General features: G+C 67.5%; 19 protein-coding genes. 5 read left to right on the top strand and 14 right to left on the bottom strand.

What is annotated here, in order from left to right; all coding sequences use genetic code 11:
* From rimO to phaC, 3 genes are all read right to left on the bottom strand, one after another.
* The gene (rimO, locus tag KBW98_RS08975) at positions 1-1,452 is read right to left on the bottom strand and encodes a 30S ribosomal protein S12 methylthiotransferase RimO (RefSeq protein ID WP_229429071.1); all 1,452 of its coding nucleotides are present in this window, start codon (positions 1,450-1,452) and stop codon (positions 1-3) included.
* 123 nt (positions 1,453-1,575) lie between these two features.
* Positions 1,576-2,133 (bottom strand): polyhydroxyalkanoate synthesis repressor PhaR, encoded by a 558-nt coding sequence (gene phaR, locus KBW98_RS08970; protein WP_211519777.1) that lies wholly within the window; start codon positions 2,131-2,133, stop codon positions 1,576-1,578.
* Positions 2,134-2,340: 207 nt separating this feature from the next.
* Positions 2,341-4,083, bottom strand: coding sequence for a class I poly(R)-hydroxyalkanoic acid synthase (gene phaC / locus KBW98_RS08965; protein ID WP_211519776.1), 1,743 nt, complete (start codon positions 4,081-4,083; stop codon positions 2,341-2,343).
* A 52-nt stretch (positions 4,084-4,135) separates the two neighbouring features.
* On the opposite strand from phaC, the gene KBW98_RS08960 reads away from it, so the two are divergent.
* Entirely contained in the window at positions 4,136-4,348 is a 213-nt protein-coding gene (locus KBW98_RS08960) for a hypothetical protein (RefSeq protein WP_211519775.1), read from the top strand.
* Positions 4,349-4,374: 26 nt separating this feature from the next.
* Here KBW98_RS08960 and pgeF read toward each other — a convergent pair whose 3' ends face one another.
* Positions 4,375-5,151 carry a peptidoglycan editing factor PgeF gene (gene pgeF / locus KBW98_RS08955; RefSeq protein ID WP_211519774.1) on the bottom strand — a complete coding sequence of 259 codons (777 nt, stop codon included), beginning with the start codon at positions 5,149-5,151 and terminating at the stop codon, positions 4,375-4,377.
* Positions 5,152-6,195 (bottom strand): RluA family pseudouridine synthase, encoded by a 1,044-nt coding sequence (locus tag KBW98_RS08950; RefSeq protein WP_211519773.1) that lies wholly within the window; start codon positions 6,193-6,195, stop codon positions 5,152-5,154.
* A gap of 95 nt (positions 6,196-6,290) precedes the next feature.
* Between KBW98_RS08950 and KBW98_RS08945 the strand changes: the two genes are divergently transcribed.
* The gene (locus tag KBW98_RS08945; RefSeq protein ID WP_211519772.1) at positions 6,291-7,130 is read left to right on the top strand and encodes an outer membrane protein assembly factor BamD; all 840 of its coding nucleotides are present in this window, start codon (positions 6,291-6,293) and stop codon (positions 7,128-7,130) included.
* A 37-nt stretch (positions 7,131-7,167) separates the two neighbouring features.
* On the opposite strand, the gene yaaA is transcribed toward KBW98_RS08945, so the two are convergent.
* The gene (gene yaaA / locus KBW98_RS08940; protein WP_211519771.1) at positions 7,168-7,938 is read right to left on the bottom strand and encodes a peroxide stress protein YaaA; all 771 of its coding nucleotides are present in this window, start codon (positions 7,936-7,938) and stop codon (positions 7,168-7,170) included.
* Between the two features lie 36 nt (positions 7,939-7,974).
* On the opposite strand from yaaA, the gene KBW98_RS08935 reads away from it, so the two are divergent.
* Both KBW98_RS08935 and KBW98_RS08930 read left to right on the top strand, forming a co-directional pair.
* Positions 7,975-8,460, top strand: a complete 486-nt coding sequence (locus KBW98_RS08935; protein WP_211519770.1) for a putative toxin-antitoxin system toxin component, PIN family — start codon at positions 7,975-7,977, stop codon at positions 8,458-8,460.
* Positions 8,461-8,485: 25 nt separating this feature from the next.
* Positions 8,486-9,643, top strand: a complete 1,158-nt coding sequence (locus tag KBW98_RS08930; protein ID WP_211519769.1) for a pyridoxal phosphate-dependent aminotransferase — start codon at positions 8,486-8,488, stop codon at positions 9,641-9,643.
* Between the two features lie 16 nt (positions 9,644-9,659).
* Here the strand turns inward: KBW98_RS08930 and KBW98_RS08925 are convergent, their stop codons facing one another.
* A complete protein-coding gene (locus tag KBW98_RS08925) occupies positions 9,660-10,496 on the bottom strand; it encodes an oxidoreductase (protein WP_211519768.1) in 837 nt (278 codons plus the stop codon).
* Between the two features lie 110 nt (positions 10,497-10,606).
* Here KBW98_RS08925 and KBW98_RS08920 point away from each other — a divergent pair, with 110 nt between their 5' ends.
* On the top strand, positions 10,607-11,518 hold the full coding sequence (locus tag KBW98_RS08920; RefSeq protein ID WP_211519767.1) for a LysR family transcriptional regulator: 912 nt from the start codon (positions 10,607-10,609) through the stop codon (positions 11,516-11,518).
* Here the strand turns inward: KBW98_RS08920 and KBW98_RS08915 are convergent.
* From KBW98_RS08915 to KBW98_RS08885, 7 genes are read right to left on the bottom strand one after another with little or no spacing between them, the layout of a single operon-like run.
* Positions 11,515-12,630 (bottom strand): tetratricopeptide repeat protein, encoded by a 1,116-nt coding sequence (locus KBW98_RS08915; protein ID WP_211519766.1) that lies wholly within the window; start codon positions 12,628-12,630, stop codon positions 11,515-11,517. The two genes, KBW98_RS08920 and KBW98_RS08915, sit on opposite strands and share 4 nt — an antisense overlap.
* A complete protein-coding gene (locus KBW98_RS08910) occupies positions 12,627-13,526 on the bottom strand; it encodes an ExeA family protein (RefSeq protein ID WP_211519765.1) in 900 nt (299 codons plus the stop codon). Before KBW98_RS08910 ends, KBW98_RS08915 begins: the two co-directional genes overlap by 4 nt.
* The gene (mshL, locus tag KBW98_RS08905; protein ID WP_211519764.1) at positions 13,526-15,307 is read right to left on the bottom strand and encodes a pilus (MSHA type) biogenesis protein MshL; all 1,782 of its coding nucleotides are present in this window, start codon (positions 15,305-15,307) and stop codon (positions 13,526-13,528) included. Before mshL ends, KBW98_RS08910 begins: the two co-directional genes overlap by 1 nt.
* Positions 15,308-15,321: 14 nt before the next feature.
* Positions 15,322-15,690 (bottom strand): hypothetical protein, encoded by a 369-nt coding sequence (locus KBW98_RS08900; RefSeq protein ID WP_229429070.1) that lies wholly within the window; start codon positions 15,688-15,690, stop codon positions 15,322-15,324.
* On the bottom strand, positions 15,675-16,448 hold the full coding sequence (locus KBW98_RS08895; RefSeq protein WP_211519763.1) for a hypothetical protein: 774 nt from the start codon (positions 16,446-16,448) through the stop codon (positions 15,675-15,677). The genes KBW98_RS08900 and KBW98_RS08895 overlap by 16 nt, the downstream gene beginning before the upstream one ends.
* Complete coding sequence (locus tag KBW98_RS08890) at positions 16,445-17,092, bottom strand: hypothetical protein (protein WP_211519762.1); 648 nt, start codon at positions 17,090-17,092, stop codon at positions 16,445-16,447. The genes KBW98_RS08895 and KBW98_RS08890 overlap by 4 nt, the downstream gene beginning before the upstream one ends.
* Positions 17,089-18,027 carry an agglutinin biogenesis protein MshI gene (locus KBW98_RS08885; protein ID WP_211519761.1) on the bottom strand — a complete coding sequence of 313 codons (939 nt, stop codon included), beginning with the start codon at positions 18,025-18,027 and terminating at the stop codon, positions 17,089-17,091. The genes KBW98_RS08890 and KBW98_RS08885 overlap by 4 nt, the downstream gene beginning before the upstream one ends.
* Positions 18,028-18,058: the final 31 nt, after the last annotated feature.

The raw sequence follows: 18,058 nt of genomic DNA, 5'->3' as shown, positions 1-18,058 counted from the left end.
TCAGACCACGGTGGCCCAGAGGTCGTGGGCGTCGGCCTTGGTGACCAGCACCTCGGCGAACTGGCCGACGGCCAGCTTCGGCTTGCCCGGCACCAGCGAGCGCTTGATGTGCACCACGCCGTCGATTTCCGGGGCGTCCGCCCACGAGCGTCCCAGCGCCTCGCGCGGGCCGACCTCGTCCACCAGCACGCGCATGGTCTTGCCGACCTTGGCCTGCAGGCGCTTGAGCGAGATTTCCTCCTGCAGCAGCATGACGCGCGCGCGGCGCTCCTCGCGCACTTCCTGCGGCACCGGGTTGGCCAGTTCGTTGGCGGTGGCGCCTTCGACCGGCGAGTAGGCGAAGCAGCCCAGGCGGTCGATCTGCGCTTCCTTCAGGAAGTCCAGCAGGTACTCGAATTCGGCCTCGGTCTCGCCCGGGAAGCCGGCGATGAAGGTCGAGCGGATGGTCAGGTCCGGATTCATCTTGCGCCAGGCCTGGATGCGGTCCAGGTTCTTTTCGCCGCTGGCCGGGCGCTTCATGCGCTTGAGCACGTCGGGATGGGCGTGCTGCATCGGGATGTCCAGGTAAGGCAGCACGTGGCCGTCGCCCATCAGGGGGATGACCTGGTCGACGTGCGGGTAAGGATAGACGTAGTGCATCCGCACCCAGGCGCCGTACTGGCGCGCCAGCTGGCCCAGCGCTTCGGTCAGCTGGGTCATGTGGGTCTTGATCGGGCGGCCGTTCCAGAAGCCGGTGCGGAACTTGACGTCCACGCCGTAGGCGCTGGTGTCCTGCGAGATCACCAGCAGTTCCTTGACGCCGGCCTTGAACAGGTTTTCGGCCTCGACCAGCACTTCGTGGATCGGGCGCGACACCAGGTCGCCGCGCATCGACGGAATGATGCAGAAGCTGCAGCGGTGGTTGCAGCCCTCGGAAATCTTCAGGTAGGCATAGTGCTTCGGGGTCAGCTTGACGCCGTGGTCCGGCACCAGGTCGATGAAGGGATCGTGGGGCTTGGGCAGGTGCAGGTGGACCGATTCCATCACTTCGGCCACCGCATGCGGGCCGGTCACGGCCAGCACCTTGGGGTGCACCTTGGTGATGATGTCGTCGCCAGCGGCATCCTTCTTGGCGCCCAGGCAGCCGGTGACGATCACCTTGCCATTCTCGGCCAGCGCCTCGCCGATCGCATCGAGCGACTCCTGCACCGCGGCGTCGATGAAGCCGCAGGTGTTGACGATCACCAGGTCGGCGCCGTCGTAGGACTTGGCGGTCTCGTAGCCTTCGGCGCGCAGCTGGGTCAGGATCTGCTCGGAATCGACCAGCGCCTTCGGGCAGCCGAGCGACACGAAACCGACCTTGGGCGCGGCAATGCCGGGCGCCGGCGATGGGATGACCAGCGCAGGTTCGGCAACCGCGACGGCGGCGTCTTCGGTGTTGGCAGGGAGGGAATTGCGGCGAAGTTCAGGCATGGGCGGACGGCAAAGAATCTGGGCAATCCGCGATTGTACCTGAAGCAGGCCTCCCGGTCGAACCCGGAGGCCGGTTGGCGGCCCCTGGCGGGGCCGCAGTGTGGCAGGAAAGTCTTGAAAAAATTACTTTTTGTCGACCGGCATGCCCGGGAAGGGGAAAGCGCCGAACATGGCCTTGCTCTGGCTCTGCATCTGCTCCTGCATCTGCATGAACAGGTTCTTGCTCTGGTCGATGTAGTTGTTCATCATGCCCTGCATCATGGGTCCCTGGACGTTCATGAACTGGGTCCACATTTCCGGGCTGAAGGGCTTGCCTTCCAGGGCGCCGGCGGCGCCGCTGGTGAACTTGTTCTGGATGTCGGTGAAGGCCTGGACGTTCTTTTCCAGGTAGGAACCCATCATGCCCTGCATGGCGTGGCCGTAGTAGCGGATGATCTGGGCCAGCACGGAACTCGAGAACATGGGAATGCCGTTGGCTTCCTCTTCCAGGATGATCTGCAAGAGAATGCTGCGGGTCAGGTCTTCGTTCGTCTTGGCGTCGACCACGGTGAACTCGTCGGCTTCCAGGACCAGCTGCTTGACGTCCGTCAGGGTGATGTAGGAGCTGGTCTGGGTGTCATACAGACGGCGGTTCGGATACTTCTTGATCAGGCGTTCAGCACTCTTCTTTGCACTACTCATCGCAAGTTCCATAGGTTGCGCCGCAGCATAGGCGCGGCGCATTTTGATTGGTTACCAAAAAAACCCTGGTCCGCCGCCCGGTAAAGCTGGGGTATTGCTCTGGGGGACGGACAGGGCACACCTTACCACGCAATCCGCGCAGGTGCAGCAATTATTAGAATTATCACTGACGCTGATTTTTTGTCAACGCAGCCTGTGCTGAGGACCTCAATCCGCGCGCGCCTTGACGTAGCGGCCCGGGGCCGGCTCCAGCGGCGTATAGCGGCCGTTGCCCGCGGCGACCGGCGCAGGCACGTCTTCGCCGCCATACTGCGCCAGGAATTTCGCCCATTCCGGCCACCAGCTGCCCTTGTGCTCTTCGGCGCCTTCCATCCAGGCGGCATCGGTCTTGGGACGCGAGCGCCCGCCCTTGTCGTTCACCCAATAGCTGCGCTTGTTCTTCGAGGCCGGGTTGATCACGCCCGCAATGTGGCCGGAGGCGCCCAGCACGAAGCGGTTGGCCTTCGGATTCTTCGGGTTGAGCAGGTTCATCGAGGCGAAGGCAGCCTGCCAAGGCACGATGTGGTCTTCGCGCGAACCGTAGATGAAGGTCGGGGCCTCGATCGCGCCCAGGTCGACCGGCACGCCGCACACGGTGAGCGCGCCCGGCACCTTCAGCTTGTTCTCGAGGTAGGTGTTGCGCAGGTACCAGCAGAACATCGGGCCCGGCAGGTTGGTGCTGTCGGCGTTCCAGTACAGCAGGTCGAAGGCCGGCGGTTCCTTGCCCTTCAGGTAGTTCTGCTGCACGTAGTTCCACACCAGGTCGTTCGGGCGCAGGGCCGAGAAGGTGGTGGCCAGGTCGCGGCCCGGCATCAGGCCGCCGCTGCCCAGGGTCTGTTCGCGCAGGGCCACCTGGGCCTCGTCGACGAAGACTTCCAGCACGCCGGTATCGCTGAAGTCCAGCAAGGTGGTCAGCAGCGACAGGCTGGCGGCCGGCTGGCGGCCGCGCGCGGCGAGTACGGCCAGCGCGGTGGCGGCAATGGTGCCGCCCACGCAGAAGCCGAACACATGGGCCCTGTCCTGGCCCGAGATCTCGTTCACCACGTCGAGCGCGCGGATCGCGCCTTTCTCGACATAGTCGTCCCAGCTGACGTTGGCCAGGCCACGGTCCGGGTTACGCCAGGACACCATGAATACGGTATTGCCCTGCTCCACCACGTAGCGCACCAGGGAATTTTCCGGCTGCAGATCCAGGATGTAGAACTTGTTGATGCAAGGCGGGATCATCAGCAGCGGCAGCTTGTGCACGGTCGGCGTGGTCGGCGTGTACTGGATCAGCTGGAACAGCTCGTTCTCGTACACGACCTGGCCCGGCGTGGTGCCGACATTGCGGCCGACCTCGAAGGCCGATTCGTCGGACTGCGAGATGCGCCCCTTCTGCAGGTCGCCCAGCATGTTGGCCAGGCCCTTGGTCAGGCTTTCGCCCTTGGTTTCGATCAGGTGCTTCTGCGCTTCCGGGTTGGTGGCGAAGAAGTTCGCCGGCGACATGGCGTCGACCATCTGCTGGACCGCGAAGCGGATCTTCTGGCGCTCGCGCGGGCCGGCCTCGACGGCGTCGGCCAGCGCCAGCATGAACTCGGAATTCAACAGGTAGGAGGCAGCCGAGAAGGCCGACATCGGGTTCTCGGTCCAGGCCGAGCCGGAAAAGCGCTTGTCGTGCAGGACCGGGGCCTTGCCGGACATGAAGTCCTGCCACAGCTGGCCGATCTTCTTGAGGTAGTCGCCGCGCAGCGCTTCCAGCTTGCCTGGGGCGATGCCGGCGCCGAAGTCCTTCAGGATGCCGGCCAGCGGATTGTGGCCGTTCGCCGTCGGGGTCAGGGCCGGCATGGTCATCCAGCTCTGCCAGGCGGAAGGATCGGTGAACTGGGACATCCAGGTGGAGGCAAACGCTTGCGGGTCGGGCATGTTCATGTGGTCGTCCGTTGTTTAGAATCGGGGATTACATCACCAAAGGAAACAAATCATGTGGATCGTGGCCGTCGCCTGGATTTATGTCGTCGTACTCATGGCGGCAACCGAACCGACCGTTACCGGAGGGATTATGACGTTTCTTGCGTATTGCGTGGTGCCTTTGTCCATCCTTTTTTACCTGACAGGATCGAAACGGCGCCGCGCAAAGCGGGAACTCCAGGCCCGGGCGGCGCAAGACAGCGCCGCCGCCGACGGCGATAACTGAGCAGTATCGCCGTCTGGGCCGCCGTCTTAATTGAGCCAGATCAAACTTACCTGGCGGCCAGTCACGCCGTCGCGGCGATAGGAATAGAAGCGTTCCGGCGCGGTGGCCGTGCACAGCGTGCCGCCATGGACGCGGGTGACGCCGTCTTTCGCCAGCATCAGGCGGGCCAACGCGAACATGTCGGCCAGATATTTGCCCTCGCGGCCAGGATAGGGCTGGAAAGCGGGGCGCACATCCGCCCCGGGTAGGGCATTGGTGAACGCTTCCAGCACGTCGGGTCCGACTTCGAAGGCGGTGGCGCCGATGGCCGGGCCCATCCAGGCCGTGATCTCCCCTGCCCCGGCCTTGCGCATGGCGGCCACGGTCGCGCCCAGCACGCCGCCGGCCAGGCCGCGCCAGCCCGCATGTGCCGCGCCCACCACCTTGCCATCGAGATCGGCGAACAGCACCGGCAGGCAGTCGGCGGTCAGGATCGCGCACACCACGCCAGGCGCGCTCGCGATGCTGGCGTCGCCCACGCGCACCGGCTGGTCCGGCCCCACGGTGGCGGCATCGACCACCTCGGCGCCATGCACCTGCGAGATCCAGGCTGGACGGCCGGGCAAGACCTTCTGCAGCAGCGCGCGGTTGGCGCGCACGGCTTCCGGATCGTCGCCCACGTGCAGGCCCAGGTTGAGGCCGCCGCCGCCCTTGCCGTCATCGTAGGGGCCTGTGCTCACCCCGCCGTCGCGGCTGGTCGCCAGCGCGCCGATTGATGGCGGCAGGTCCGGCCAGTCCGGGAACACCAGTGCGCCGCGCTCCATTTACTCCTCGTCCCCGCCGTCGAAGTCGTCGTCCGCGGGCGGATTGTCGTCACCCGGCTCCTCGATGCCCGCGCGCGCGATCAGCTCGGCGAAATCGTCGGCCAGCGGCACGGTCCATTCGCATTGCTCGCCCGTGCCCGGATGCACCAGGCCGAGGCGGCGCGCCTGCAGCGCCTGGCGGTGGAAGACCGGGGTCAGATGGCGCTTGCCGTAGACGTTGTCGCCCACCAGCGCGAAGCCCAGCGACTGCATGTGGACGCGGATCTGGTGGGTGCGGCCGGTTTCCAGCCTGCAGCGCACCAGGCTCACCGGACGGCGGTCCAGTTCGCCCGTGGCGACGCGTTCGTAGTGGGTGATGGCCGGCTTGGCGAAGGGGCTGGTCGACACCGCCATCTTGACGCGGTCGCGCGGGTCGCGGCCCATGCCGGCGTCGATCGTGCCGGACAGGCGCGGCGTGCCCCATACCAGGGCGAAGTATTCGCGCTTGACGGTGCGCGCCTGCAGCTGGCGCACCAGGTCGGTCTGCGAGGCCAGGGTCTTGCCGACCACCATCAGGCCGCTCGTGTCCTTGTCGAGGCGGTGCACGATGCCGGCGCGCGGCACGCCCACCAGCTGCGGGCAATGGTGCAGCAGGCCGTTGAGCATGGTGCCGGTCCAGTTGCCGGCGCCCGGGTGGACCACCAGTCCGGCCGGCTTGTTGATCACCAGGATGTCGTCGTCCTCGTAGACGATGTTCAGGTCCATCGGCTCCGGGGTGAAGGCGGTGTCCTCCGGCGCGGCCTGCGGCTCGATGACGATGACTTCGTCGCCGTAGGCGGTATCCTTGCCGCGCGCCGGCTTGCCGTCCACCTTGATGTGGCCGCCTTCGAACCAGAGCTGCAGGCGGCTGCGCGAGAATTGCGGCACCAGGCCGGCGACGACCTTGTCGAGGCGCTGGCCGCAGGCTTCCGGCGTCAGGTTGAGGGTGATCGGCGACAGGTCGATACCCGAGGCGGCTTCGAAGCCCCCTTCGAGGTCGTCGTCCAGATCGGTGTCCAAAGGCATTTCCGCCGAATTCGGCGCAGGAGTTAATATCACGTGTGTCCCATCAGCTATAATCAGCTGTTCGTTGAATCTCGGTAAACTTCTTGCTTAGAGCTATGCAAAAAAAATTGTCTGTATTGGTCGCTACTTGCGCCCTCGTCGGCCTGTCGGCATGCGGTATTTTGCCGGAACGCGCCGATGAAACCAAAAACTGGTCAGCGGAGAAATTATACGCTGAGGCGCGCGATGAGATGGCCGGCGGGCACTACGAAGCGGCAATCAAGCTGTTCGAACGTCTCGAATCCAACTATCCCTTCGGCACCTACGCATCCCAGGCCCAGATGGAAATCGCCTACGCCCACTACAAGGCGCAGGACCAGGCCGAGGCGCTGGCCGCCGTCGAGCGCTTCATCAAGCTGCACCCGAACCATCCCCAGGTCGACTACATGTACTACCTGCGCGGCCTGATCAACTTCAACGACCAGCTGGGCTTCCTCAGCTTCATCTACGAGCAGGACCCGACCGAGCGCGACCCGAAGGCGACCCGCGAAGCCTTCGCCGCCTTCAAGGCCCTGGTCGACAAGTTCCCGAACAGCAAATATGCGCCGGACTCGATCTCGCGCATGAACTACCTGATCAACGCGATGGCGCAGTACGAAGTGCACGTGGCGAACTACTACTACCGCCGCGGCGCCTACCTGGCCGCCCTGAACCGCGCCCAGGACGCCGTCACCAACTACAGCGACGCCCCGGCGCGCGAGGAAGCGCTGTTCCTGATGATCCGCGCCTACGACAAGCTCGGCATGCCGGTGCTGCGCGACGACGCCCAGCGCGTGTTCACCTTGAACTATCCGAACAGCCGCTTCCTGAACCCGAGCGCCAAGGGCGACGCCCCGTGGTGGCAGTTCTGGTCGAAGGCCACCGCCAAGCCGGCGCCGAAAGACGCCGTGCAGTAATGCCCGTGCCGGCCCGTTGCGACGGGCCGGCGTGCATTCAGTCCGCGATCTTGCGTCGGAACACCCATTCGCGTTCGCCCGACACCGAGGACTCGAAGGCGTAGCCGTCGGCGTCGAAGTCCTTGAGCTGCTCGGCTTCAAGGATGCCGTGCTGCGCCGCATAGCGCGCCATCATGCCGCGCGCGCGCTTGGCGAAGAACGAGATGATCTTGTACTTGCCGTTCTTCCAGTCCTCGAACACAGGATAGATGACCGGCACGGCCAGCTTCTTCGGCTTGACCGCCTTGAAGTATTCTTCCGACGCCAGGTTGACCAGCGCCGCCGAGCCCGTCTCCTGCAGCTGGCGGTTCAGGGCTTCCGTGATCGTCTCGCCCCAGAACGCGTACAAGTCCTTGCCGCGCGGATTGGCCAGCCTGGTGCCCATCTCCAGGCGGTAGGGATGGATCAGGTCGAGCGGACGCAGCAGCCCGTACAGGCCCGACAGGATGCGTACCTGGCGCTGGGTATAGGCCAGCGCTTCGGGCGCCAGCGAGCGGGCGTCGAAACCTGTGTAGACGTCGCCGTTGAAGGCCATGATCGCCTGCCGGCCTTCGCTGTGATCCGGGTGCCAGTGGGCGTAGCGGCCAACGTTCAGCATCGACAATGTGTCCGACAAGGCCATCATCCTGGAAATCTCGGCCGGCGACTGGGTGCGCAGCACCTTGACCAGTTCGGCGGCGCTGTCGATGAAGTCGGGCGTGGTGTGCTGGGACGTGGTGCTCGGGGTGTCGAGGTCGAGGGATTTGGCGGGCGACAGAACAATCAGCATGGAACGAACATCTTCTTCTTTACGTAAACAGCCGACATGATACCTGCTTCCCGGAAACCCATCGTCATCGACACCAATGTGCTGCTCGACCTGTTCGTCTTCCACGACCCGCGCTGGGCCGGCTTGCTGGCGGCGCTCGAAACGGGCGAGGTCGAGGCGGTGACGCGCGCCGACTGCCGCGACGAATACCTGGCCGTGCTGCGCTACCCCCACCTGCCGCTCGACGACGGCAAGCGCGCCCAGGCAGCAAGCCGTTTCGACGCCTTGCTGCGGCTGGTGGCGCCGGATGCCGTGCACGTACGCCTGCCGGTCTGCACCGACCGCGACGACCAGAAATTCCTGGAGCTGGCCCGCGACAGCGGCGCCGAGGTCCTGATCACCAAGGACAAGGCCCTGCTCAAGCTCGGCCGCAAGACGGTGCGCGACGGGATGTTCAAGATCATGCTGCCGGAAGCCTGGATCAAGGCCAGGGCCGCGGCCAGCGCCGCCGCCAGCGCGGCTTCCGGCGCGACGGTAGAATAAGCCGGATCCGTTCTTTCATTACGCCATGACTACCCCAGCCATCGTCTCCCGCCTGCCGCAGGTCGGCACCACCGTGTTCACCCAGATGTCCGCGCTCGCCGCGCAGCACCAGGCCGTCAACCTCGGCCAGGGTTTCCCCGACTTCGATTGCGACCCCAGCCTGGTCGGCTTCGTGGACGAGGCCATGCGCGCGGGCCACAACCAGTATCCCTTCATGACCGGCGTGCCCGCCCTGCGCGAGGCGATCTCGGCCAAGATCGAGGCGCTCTACGGCCGCCGCTACGACGCGGCCCAGGAAATCACCGTGACCGCGGGCGCCACCCAGGGCTTGATGACGGCGATCCTGTGCAGCGTGCACCCGGGCGACGAGGTGGTCGTCATCGAGCCGGCCTACGACAGCTACGCGCCCTCGATCGCGCTGGCCGGCGGCAAGGCGGTGCCCGTGGCGATGCAAGTAGGCGACGCCGGCTACAGCGTGCCCTGGGACCGGGTGGCCGCCGCCGTCACGCCGCGCACCCGCATGATCGTGGTGAACACGCCGCACAACCCGACCGGCAGCATCCTGCGCCAGGCGGACCTGGACGCCCTGGCCGCCATCGTCGAGGGCACGGATATCCTGGTCCTGTCGGACGAGGTCTACGAGCACATGGTCTACGACGGCCAGCCGCACGCCTCGGTGTCGCACCACCCGGTGCTGGCCGAGCGCGCCTTCGTGGTGTCGAGCTTCGGCAAGACCTACCACGTGACCGGCTGGAAGGTCGGCTACGTGGCCGCGCCCGCGGCGCTGTCGGCGGAATTCCGCAAGGTCCACCAGTACAACGTCTTCACCGTCAACACGCCCATGCAGCACGGGATCGCAGCCTACATGCGCGACCCGCAGCCCTACCTGGCGCTGCCCGCCTTCTACCAGCGCAAGCGCGACCTGTTCCGCGAGGGGCTGGCCGGCACCCGCTTCAGCCTGCTGCCCTCCGACGGCACCTACTTCCAGTGCGTACGCTACGAGGCGATCTCCAGCCTGCCGGAAGCGGAGTTCGCGAAGTGGCTGACGGCCGAGGCCAAGGTGGCGGCGATTCCGGTGTCGGCCTTCTACAGCCAGCCGCGCGAGTCGGGCATCGTGCGCTTCTGCTTCGCGAAGAAGGACGAGACCCTGCAGCTGGCGCTCGAACGGCTGGCGCGCCTGTAGGCGCGCCGCCCTTCATTCACGCTGCTTCGGCCAGGTCGGTCGACACGGCCAGCGCCTGCCAGGCGCGCAGTTCGCGCTCGACCGCCAGGTGCTTGGCGCGCACCCGCTCGACCGTATCGCTGCCCAGCTGCAGGCGCAGCGGCGGCCGGGGCGACTCGGCAAGCACCACGATCGCGCTGGCGAGCTTGTGCGGGTCGCCCGGCTGCCGGTGGTTGGCGCCGGCGGCGAACTCGCGCATGGCGCCGACCGTGGCGGCGTAGTCGGTGATGCGCGCCGCAGTCGAGGACAGCGAGCTGGCATCGAGGAAGTCGGTGCGGAAGAATCCCGGCTCGACCACGGTCACGTGCACGCCCAGCGGCTGCAGTTCCTGCGCCAGCGCTTCCGACAAGCCCTCGACCGCGAACTTGGTCGAGCCATACACTCCCCAGCCGTGGTAGGCCGCATAGCCGCCCAGGGACGAGAAGTTGATGACGTGGCCGGCGCGCTGGCGCCGCATCGCCGGCAGCACGGCCCGGGTCACGTTCAGCAGGCCGAACACATTGGTTTCGTAGATGCGGCGCACCTCGTCCGCCGAGGACTCCTCGACCGCGCCCAGCAGGCCGTAGCCGGCGTTATTCACCAGCACGTCGATGCGCCCGAAGCGGGCCAGGGCTTCTCCAGCCGCCGCCACGGCGGCATGCTCGTCGGTGACATCGAGGGCGAGCGCCAGCAGGTCCTCATGGGCGCCGACGGCGTCGATGACGGCTTGCGGCTGGCGGGCGGTGGCGACCACCTTGTCGCCGGCGGCAAGCGCGGCCTTGGCGATGAGCAGGCCGAAACCGCGGGAGGCGCCAGTGATGAACCAGGTTTTCATGATCGTTTCCTTTCGAAGGGGTGGTTGGTGAAAGGAAGTCTAGAGCCCGCCGGCCTGCTACACTAGATAGAGGAAAGCTGTTTGATTTCCACTCTTTGGTTGTAAATCGCATGGACAAGGCCAGAGTCATCTCACTCTTCATCGGCGTGGTGCGCGCCGGCAGCTTCAGCCAGGCGGCGACGGCCGAAGGCTTGTCGGCGCAGGCGGTCAGCAAGGCCATTCGCCAGCTCGAGGACCACGTGGGCGTACGCCTGTTTCACCGCACCACGCGCAGCCTGGCACTGACCGACGAAGGCCAGCGCCTGTACGAGCTGGCGCATCCGGGTCTGCGGCTGCTGGACGAAGCGCTCGACCAGGTCAAGGGCAGCCGCGACGAGGTCGAAGGCCTGATCCGGGTCGCCGCGCCCACCTCGCTGGGCACCCACCTGCTGGCGCCGATCCTGCGCAGCTTCCAGGAACGGCATCCGCGCGCACGCTTCGACCTGCACCTGGCCGACCAGTTCACCGACCTGGTCGCCGCCAGGATCGACCTGGGTTTCCGGGCCGGCAATCCACCCGAGCGCAACCTGGTGGCGCGCCGGGTCGGCGACATCGTGCTGAAGATCTGCGCCGCACCAAGCTACGTGGCGCGCTTCGGGGCGCCGCGCGATGTGGAAGAGCTGCTGGGCCACCGCTGCACCGGCTACCGCCAGGCCAACAGCGGCCGCCTGGTTCCCTGGGAACTGCGCGGCGACGGCGGCACCGTGTACCAGGACGTGCCCTGCGTGGCGAGTTTCAATACGACGGAGAGCGAAGTCGCGGCGGTGCGCGAAGGACTGGGGATCGGCCAGCTGGCGGGCTACCTGGTCGACGAGGAGATCGCCGCCGGCCGCCTGCTGCACCTGCTGCCGCAGCTCGACACCTGCAACGCCGGCATCTACATGTACTACCCGCAGCGCACCCGGATTCCCTCGCGCGTGCGCCTGTTCATCGACCACGCCTGGGAGGCGGCGCGGGCGCGGCTGGGCGGCCCGCCGGCCTAGCGGCCCAGCGGCTTGAGCTTGCGCTCGACGAAGGCCTGCAGCTCGGGCGACAGCGTGCCCGTGGCCAGCGCCCGCTGGAAAGCGCCCGCCGCTTCGGCATCGCGCTTCTCGGCCTGCAGCGACACGCCCAGGCCCATCCACCACACGCCATTCTGCGGTGCGGTGCGCAGCGCCGCCTGGTAGTGCTCGGCCGCTTCGCGGTGGCGCTCCTCGCGCTGCAGCACGCCGGCCAGGAAGGCGTGGTAGTCGCCATTGCCGGCGGCATACGGCAAGGTCCGCATCAGGGTGCCTACCGCGGGGTCGCCGCGCTCGAGCTGCAGGCGCGCCATCAGCATCGCCAGCGCCGGCTGGCGCGCATCGAGCGCCAGCGCGGCCCCGAGCTGGCGCATCGCTTCCTCGGGACGCTTGGCCTCGATCAGCAGCCCCACCAGGGTCTGGCGCGCCGACTCGTGGCGCGGGTCGGCCCTCAGGGAGGCCTGCAGGTTGGCGATCGCCTCGGTCACGCGGCCATCTTCCAGGTTCGCCAGCGCGCGCCGGTAGGCGTTCTCGGCGCGCTGGGCGGTGGTCTCGGTGCGGCCGGCGGCGGACGCGGGCACGGGCTGCGCCGCCACGTCCCGGGCCGGCGCCGGCTTCGGGACCGGCTTCGGCATGGGCCTGGCCGCGGTCTGTGGCGCGGGCTCGGCGCGCGCGACAGGCTGCTTGGGCGCCGGTGCCGCTTCTTCCTTGGCTGTGGCCGGTTCTTCCTTCGCCGGTCCTTCCCTCACGGGCCCCGGGTCGGCCTTGGCAGGCGGCGCCGGAGCACCGGCCGCGCCGAATTCGCCGCGCGTACGGTCGCCCGGCAGCGGCGTCACCGTCATCTGCGTGGCGGCGTGCATCTGTTCCGTCACCGGCACCTCGACCGCCACCGCCGTGTTCTTCATGCGCCAGCCGACATAGCCGGCATACCCGACGGCGCCCAGCAGCGCGACGGTGCCGCCGATTACGGCCACCCGCATCCACGGCAGGCGGCGCTCCGGCGCCATGACCGGCTTGATGCCGGGCGCGACGCCGGGCGCGCCCGGCTCGCCGCCGCGCGCATCGAGGTCCTGCAGCATCTTGTTTATCAGGCTCATCGTGCGAACATCCCCAGCATCCACGCCGCGCCGGCGGACGCGCCGGCGACCGCGGCGCCACCGGCCAGCCAGGCCAGGATGTCGCGCCGCACGCCGATCGTATCACGCGCGGCCGTGGTCACGTGGGCACTGGCGACCTGCTGCCTGCCCTGCCCGAAGCTCAGCATCATCGCCTTGTGCGCCATGATGTTGACCAGGCGCGGCACGCCGCCGCTGGCCTTGTACAGCTGCCGGATCGCGGCGCCGGTGAACAGGCGCGCGCCGGTGTAGCCCGCCACCCGCAGCCGGTGCGCCACGTAGAAATCGAGGTCGTCGCGGCTCATCGGGCCGAGGTGGTAATGGAAGGTGATGCGCTGGGCCAGCTGGCGGATCGATTCGAGCGCCAGCTTCTGGTTCAGCTCGGGCTGGCCGAACAGGACGATCTGCAGCAGCTTGCGCTTCTCGGTCTCGAGGTTGGTCAGCAGGCGGATCGCCTCCAGGCTCTCGACGGGAATCGCCTGGGCCTCGTCCAGGCACAGCACCACGCGCTTGCCGGTCCGAGCCAGGGTCAGCAGCCGGTGCGTGATGGCCTTCAGCAGGCGGTGCTGGTCGACCTCGCGCTCCAGCGGCACCTCGAGCTCCTCGGCCAGGGCCAGCATCAGGGTGCGCGGCTCCAGGTAGGGGTTCGGGATGTAGGCCGTGACGAAACCCTCGCCCAGCGAGGCCATGAACTTGCGGCACAGGAGGGTCTTGCCGGTGCCGACCTCGCCCGTGATCTTGATGAAGCCCTCGCCGGTGCGCGCCGCCACCAGCAGCGTATTCAGGGCTTCCTGCGAGCGCGGGCTGCCGAAGAAGTAGCTGGTGTCGGGCGTGATCCCGAAGGGCAGCTCCCGCAGGCCGAAGTGGGCCGCATACATTACTTGCGCTCCCTCGTCCGCGGGTCGAGTTGTTCGATGCGGCGACCGGCGTCGAGCAGGTCCGCGCTCCAGTCGTTGGCGCCTTCGACGATGGTCGGCTTGATCAGGACCACCAGCTCGCGCTTCTGGGTGACGCGGTTCTTGTTGCGGAACAGCGCGCCCAGCACCGGCACCTTGTCGGCGCCCGGCAGCTGGTCGACGTCGCCGATGGTCGCCTGGCGCATCAGGCCGCCGATCGCGACCACCTGGCCGTTCTGGCCGCGCACGATGCTGTCCAGCTCCGAGGTGCTGGACGCCGCCAGCGGCAGGCGGAAGATGCCCGACGAACCCAGGTCGACGTCCTTGTTGACCGTGCTGACCTGGCTCACCGAAGGGTGCACGTGCAGCAGGATGTTGCCCTTGTCGTCGATCTGCGGCGTCACGTCCAGCACCACGCCCGAGAAGAAGGGCTGCACGGTCACGCTCGGCGTGACGATGGTGCCGTTCTCGGTATTGTTGATGGTGTTGGTGATGCCGGTGACGAAGAACTCGTCGGTGCCGATCTTGAGCACGGCCTTCTGGTTGTTCATCGCCGCCACGCGCGGGCTGGACAGGACGTGCACATTGCCCTGCGATTCCAGGAACGACAGCAGCGCGGCGAAGTTATTGGTCTGGAAGGCGAAACCGAACAGCGAGCCGGCCGCGGTGGCCGCGTTCGACAGCGAGAAGCCGGTACTGGCCGACAGGCCCTGGCCGTTGCCGATGACGGCCGGCTGGCCGCCGTCGCGCGGCAGCGGCGCCAGATTGGCGCCCGGGCCGATCATGCCGGTCGCCACCCGGTTCGGGTGGGAGCTGCTGATCGAGGCGAACGAGGCCCAGTTGATGCCGCTCTGGAAGCGGTCGTTCAGCTCGACCTCGATGATCTTCGCTTCGAGGATCACCTGGCGGTCGACCGACAGCTGGGTTGCCTTCAGGTAGGCGTCGACGTTGCGCAGCTCGTCCGGCATGGCGCGGATCACGAGCACGCCCGACTGCGGGCTGACCACCACGCTGCGCCCGCCTTCGCGCGAACCGACGATAGCGTCGATGGCCGCCTTCAGCTCGCCCCAGAAGTCGTTCTCGGACACCGTGTTGACGTCGGTGCTGTCGAGCTGGACCTGATTGCTGGGGCCGTTCCGGTTATTGTTGTTCTGGTTATTGTTTGGCTGGTTGCCCGCGCCTTGGCCGCCGCTGCCGCCGGACCCGCTGCCGTTGCTGCCGGCATCGGCCACCGAGGTCGAGGTCACGCGCAGGTTCGACATGCCGCGCCGCTTGGCGGTCAGGTAGTTCACCTGGAACATGCGGGTCTGCATCGTCAGCGGACGGATGGTGATGCGGGTGCCGTCGATGCGGTAGTCGTAGCCGTACATCTCGCGGATCGCTTCGAGCGTCTCGGCCAGGGTCACGTCCTTGAGGTTGGCGCTGATGCTGCCGCTGACGTCCGGATGCACCAGCATGTTGTAGCGGGTGCCGGCCACGATCGAGCGGAAGAACTGCTGGGCCGGGACGTTATTGAAGGACACGTTGAAGCGTTCTTCCAGCGCCGGGCGCGCCTTGGGCAGCTGGCTGGCCAGCGCGCTGGCCGGCGGCAGCAGCGCATTGGCGACCGCCTGGTCGACCACCGGCGCGGCGGCCGGCTTGGCGCTGGCCTTGGCCAGTTCCTTCGCGATCACGTCCGAGGCTTCGTTCTTCGGCGCGGTATCGCAGCCGGCCAGCTGCAGCACGCCGGCGGCGGTGGCGCCCAGCAGGAACAGCTTGCTCATCGCGGCGCCACGCTTCATTGGACCGCCCGGGTCATGCCGGCGACGGTCGCGGCGGCGACGTCGAGGCGCAGCACCTGGCGCTCGGCGCCGCGCGCCAGCTCGACCTCGGTCTGGGTCATGCGCACAACGCGGGCGCCGCGGAAGGAATCGCCCAGGCGCACGGTTTCGCCGTCGATCACGGCGACGTGGCGGCCGCCGGCGCGCGGCGAAATCAGCACCGACTGCAGGCGCGGCAAGCCGTCGCCGGGGCCGTCGGCGCGTGCGCCTTCGAGTGCCGCCGGCGGGCGGGTCGGGTCGGTCAGGGCCTGCGCACCGGCAGGCAGGTGGGCGAGCGCGATGCCCGCCAGGGTCGTCAGGATCAGGTTCTTCACAGCTTCATCCATTTCCGGTCCAGGCTCAGGGTGTACAGGGTGAGGGTCAGGCGGGATGCCGGATACTCCTCCACGTCGAGCTGCGCCTTGCCCCAGAACAGCCGGGTGGGCATGGTTTCGAGCGCGCTCATGTAATCGACCATGTCGAGATAATTGCCGCGCACGGTGACTTCGACGCCGTGGCGGTACAGCAGATCGGCTTGCTTGGGCGCAGCGGCTCCCGAGGGCGACGCCCCGGGCGCAGGCGCTGCCGGCGGCAGCACCGCGCCCGGCGTACCCGGCGCAGGCTGTGGCGCGGACGCCGGCGGCGCGGCGGACGGCGCGTTGCCCGCCCCTTCGGCGCCCGACAGCGGCTCCGAGGGCAAGGTGCGCAGCGACACCAGCTTCAGGCGGCCGTTGGCCTTGAGGATGGACTCGACCAGCGGCGCCATGCGTTCCGGCGGCACCAGTCCGTGCTCCATGGCCAGCAGCGCCTCGTTCAGGCGTGCGGTTTCTTCCTTGATCGCGGCCAGCCGGTCGCGCGCGGGCGCATCCGGGTCGACCTGGTAGGCCTGCACCTTGGCGGTGATCTCGCCGTCCAGGCCCATCATGTTGTTGCGCTGCTGGGCGATCTGGTCGCGCAGGGTGTCCTGGTCGCGCAGCAAGGGGCCGAGCGCCAGCGAATGCGCCAGGAAGACGATGACGGCGACGACCGCGGCGAACATCAGCCCGCGTTCGCGCAGGCTCAGGGCGTCGATCTTCGCCGCCAGTTCCATGATCCGCCCCTTCATTGGAGCACCTCTTCGGCCACCGATTGCAGGCTGAACTCCACATATGGCGCCGGGGCGGTGGACGGCTTGCCGTCCGCGCCCGTGGCGGCCACCGGCGCCGCCTGGCCGATCTGCAGGCTGGTGAAGGCCTTGCCCTGCATCAGCGGTTCCCCGGTCAAGCGGTTCAGGTAGCCCGGCACCTTGGCCGGATCCGTCGTGCGGCCCTTGATGCCGATGTCCTTGCCGGCGCCGGCCACCGTCACGCCGGTCAGCCACAGGCCCGGCACGCTCTGGCGCGCCAGCGCGCGGAAGTAGCCGGCATAGCCCCGGGTGTCGCCCAGGTCGCCGCGCTCGATGATGCCGGAAATGCGGCGCAGCGAAGCCAGGTGGGCCTCGGCTTCCAGGATCTCGGCATCGAGCTCGCGGCTTTTCTGGCGCGGCGCGAATTCGCTGTTGACGCTCGCCAGGCGCTCCTGCTTCTGCTTCAGGCGCAGGGCGCCGGCCTCGGCTTCGGCGCGCAGGCTCTCGGTGCGCACCTTGCCATAGGCGAGCAGCGCGCCCAGGCCGGCGACCAGCACGGCCAGGGCGATCGCCATGGTGGTAGCGGTCAGGATCTTCTTCTGCGGCAGGAAGATCGGGTTGAACAGGTTGATCTGCTGGCTCATGCCGCCACCTCCTCGCGCAAGGCGGCGCCCAGCGCCAGGAAGAAGCGCTGCTGGACCGACTTGCCGGCCAGCTCGGGGGTGCGCGAGATGTCGAGCAAGCTGGCCAGGTCCAGGCTTTCGACCGGGGTGTAGAGGTTACTCGACAGGTACTCCTCGAGGCCGCTCACGTCCGAGGGGCCGAGCACCAGCTTGGCCACGCTGATGAAGGAATACTGGCGCTCGAAGTGGTCGAGCGAGCGCTGCAGCTCGAGCGTGATGCGGTCGAAGCTCGCGTGCTTGCGCTCGTGGTCGGGCTCGAGCAACTGTTCGATGGTGACGTCGAAGCGGCGCGACAGGTACAGTTCGCCTTTGTAGGTGACCGTCAGCAGGCCGCCGTCCTCGCCGAACGAGAGCATGGCCACGCCCCGCCCTTCCGGCGCCAGCATGGCCGAGACATTCCGCTGCGCCATCTCGGGGATGTCGATCACGCCCAGGTCGACCTTGGCGTCCAGGAACAGCTTCTGGCGCGGACCGATCACGGTATTGCGCGCCGCGACCACGAACACCGACTGCTGGGCGCGCACGCCGGCATTGGCGTCGACCGGAATGTCGAGCACGTCGATGGTGGCCTGGTCGACCGGGAAGTCGAGGATGTCCTTGAGCCGCCAGCGGATGGCGGTCTTCATCTCTTCCTTCGGCACGTTGGGCGCCTCGACGCTCAGGACCTGGTACTCGCCGCCCGCCAACACGGTGGCGCAGTGGAAGCTGTTGGCCTGGCCTTCCCGCGCGGCTTTTTCGAGCACGGCTGCCGTATCCTGGCCCGGAAGGAATTGCGCAAAGCGCACGAAAGGCTTGCCTTCGGCGACGCGCTTGATGCTGGCGGCAGCAATCCCGTCTCGCTGGACGGCGATGCTCAACCAGCCATCTTTCTTCTTTGCTCTCTTAAAAAAACGCATGCACGCCCGGTGGAGTCGATCGACGAAAAAT

Origin of the sequence: Massilia sp. ST3 (assembly GCF_018119405.1) — a bacterium.
Classification (GTDB): domain Bacteria; phylum Pseudomonadota; class Gammaproteobacteria; order Burkholderiales; family Burkholderiaceae_D; genus Telluria.
The sequence above is the reverse complement of the archived record's forward strand: the minus strand, read 5'-3'. Positions and strand labels throughout refer to the sequence as shown.

Coding starts and splice junctions, on each gene's coding strand:
- rimO (WP_229429071.1), bottom strand. CDS start 1,452: ATGCCTGAACTTCGCCGCAATTCCCTCCCTGCCAACACCGAAGACGCC.
- phaR (WP_211519777.1), bottom strand. CDS start 2,133: ATGAGTAGTGCAAAGAAGAGTGCTGAACGCCTGATCAAGAAGTATCCG.
- phaC (WP_211519776.1), bottom strand. CDS start 4,083: ATGAACATGCCCGACCCGCAAGCGTTTGCCTCCACCTGGATGTCCCAG.
- KBW98_RS08960 (WP_211519775.1), top strand. CDS start 4,136: ATGTGGATCGTGGCCGTCGCCTGGATTTATGTCGTCGTACTCATGGCG.
- pgeF (WP_211519774.1), bottom strand. CDS start 5,151: ATGGAGCGCGGCGCACTGGTGTTCCCGGACTGGCCGGACCTGCCGCCA.
- KBW98_RS08950 (WP_211519773.1), bottom strand. CDS start 6,195: ATGCCTTTGGACACCGATCTGGACGACGACCTCGAAGGGGGCTTCGAA.
- KBW98_RS08945 (WP_211519772.1), top strand. CDS start 6,291: ATGCAAAAAAAATTGTCTGTATTGGTCGCTACTTGCGCCCTCGTCGGC.
- yaaA (WP_211519771.1), bottom strand. CDS start 7,938: ATGCTGATTGTTCTGTCGCCCGCCAAATCCCTCGACCTCGACACCCCG.
- KBW98_RS08935 (WP_211519770.1), top strand. CDS start 7,975: ATGATACCTGCTTCCCGGAAACCCATCGTCATCGACACCAATGTGCTG.
- KBW98_RS08930 (WP_211519769.1), top strand. CDS start 8,486: ATGACTACCCCAGCCATCGTCTCCCGCCTGCCGCAGGTCGGCACCACC.
- KBW98_RS08925 (WP_211519768.1), bottom strand. CDS start 10,496: ATGAAAACCTGGTTCATCACTGGCGCCTCCCGCGGTTTCGGCCTGCTC.
- KBW98_RS08920 (WP_211519767.1), top strand. CDS start 10,607: ATGGACAAGGCCAGAGTCATCTCACTCTTCATCGGCGTGGTGCGCGCC.
- KBW98_RS08915 (WP_211519766.1), bottom strand. CDS start 12,630: ATGAGCCTGATAAACAAGATGCTGCAGGACCTCGATGCGCGCGGCGGC.
- KBW98_RS08910 (WP_211519765.1), bottom strand. CDS start 13,526: ATGTATGCGGCCCACTTCGGCCTGCGGGAGCTGCCCTTCGGGATCACG.
- mshL (WP_211519764.1), bottom strand. CDS start 15,307: ATGAGCAAGCTGTTCCTGCTGGGCGCCACCGCCGCCGGCGTGCTGCAG.
- KBW98_RS08900 (WP_229429070.1), bottom strand. CDS start 15,690: ATGGATGAAGCTGTGAAGAACCTGATCCTGACGACCCTGGCGGGCATC.
- KBW98_RS08895 (WP_211519763.1), bottom strand. CDS start 16,448: ATGAAGGGGCGGATCATGGAACTGGCGGCGAAGATCGACGCCCTGAGC.
- KBW98_RS08890 (WP_211519762.1), bottom strand. CDS start 17,092: ATGAGCCAGCAGATCAACCTGTTCAACCCGATCTTCCTGCCGCAGAAG.
- KBW98_RS08885 (WP_211519761.1), bottom strand. CDS start 18,027: ATGCGTTTTTTTAAGAGAGCAAAGAAGAAAGATGGCTGGTTGAGCATC.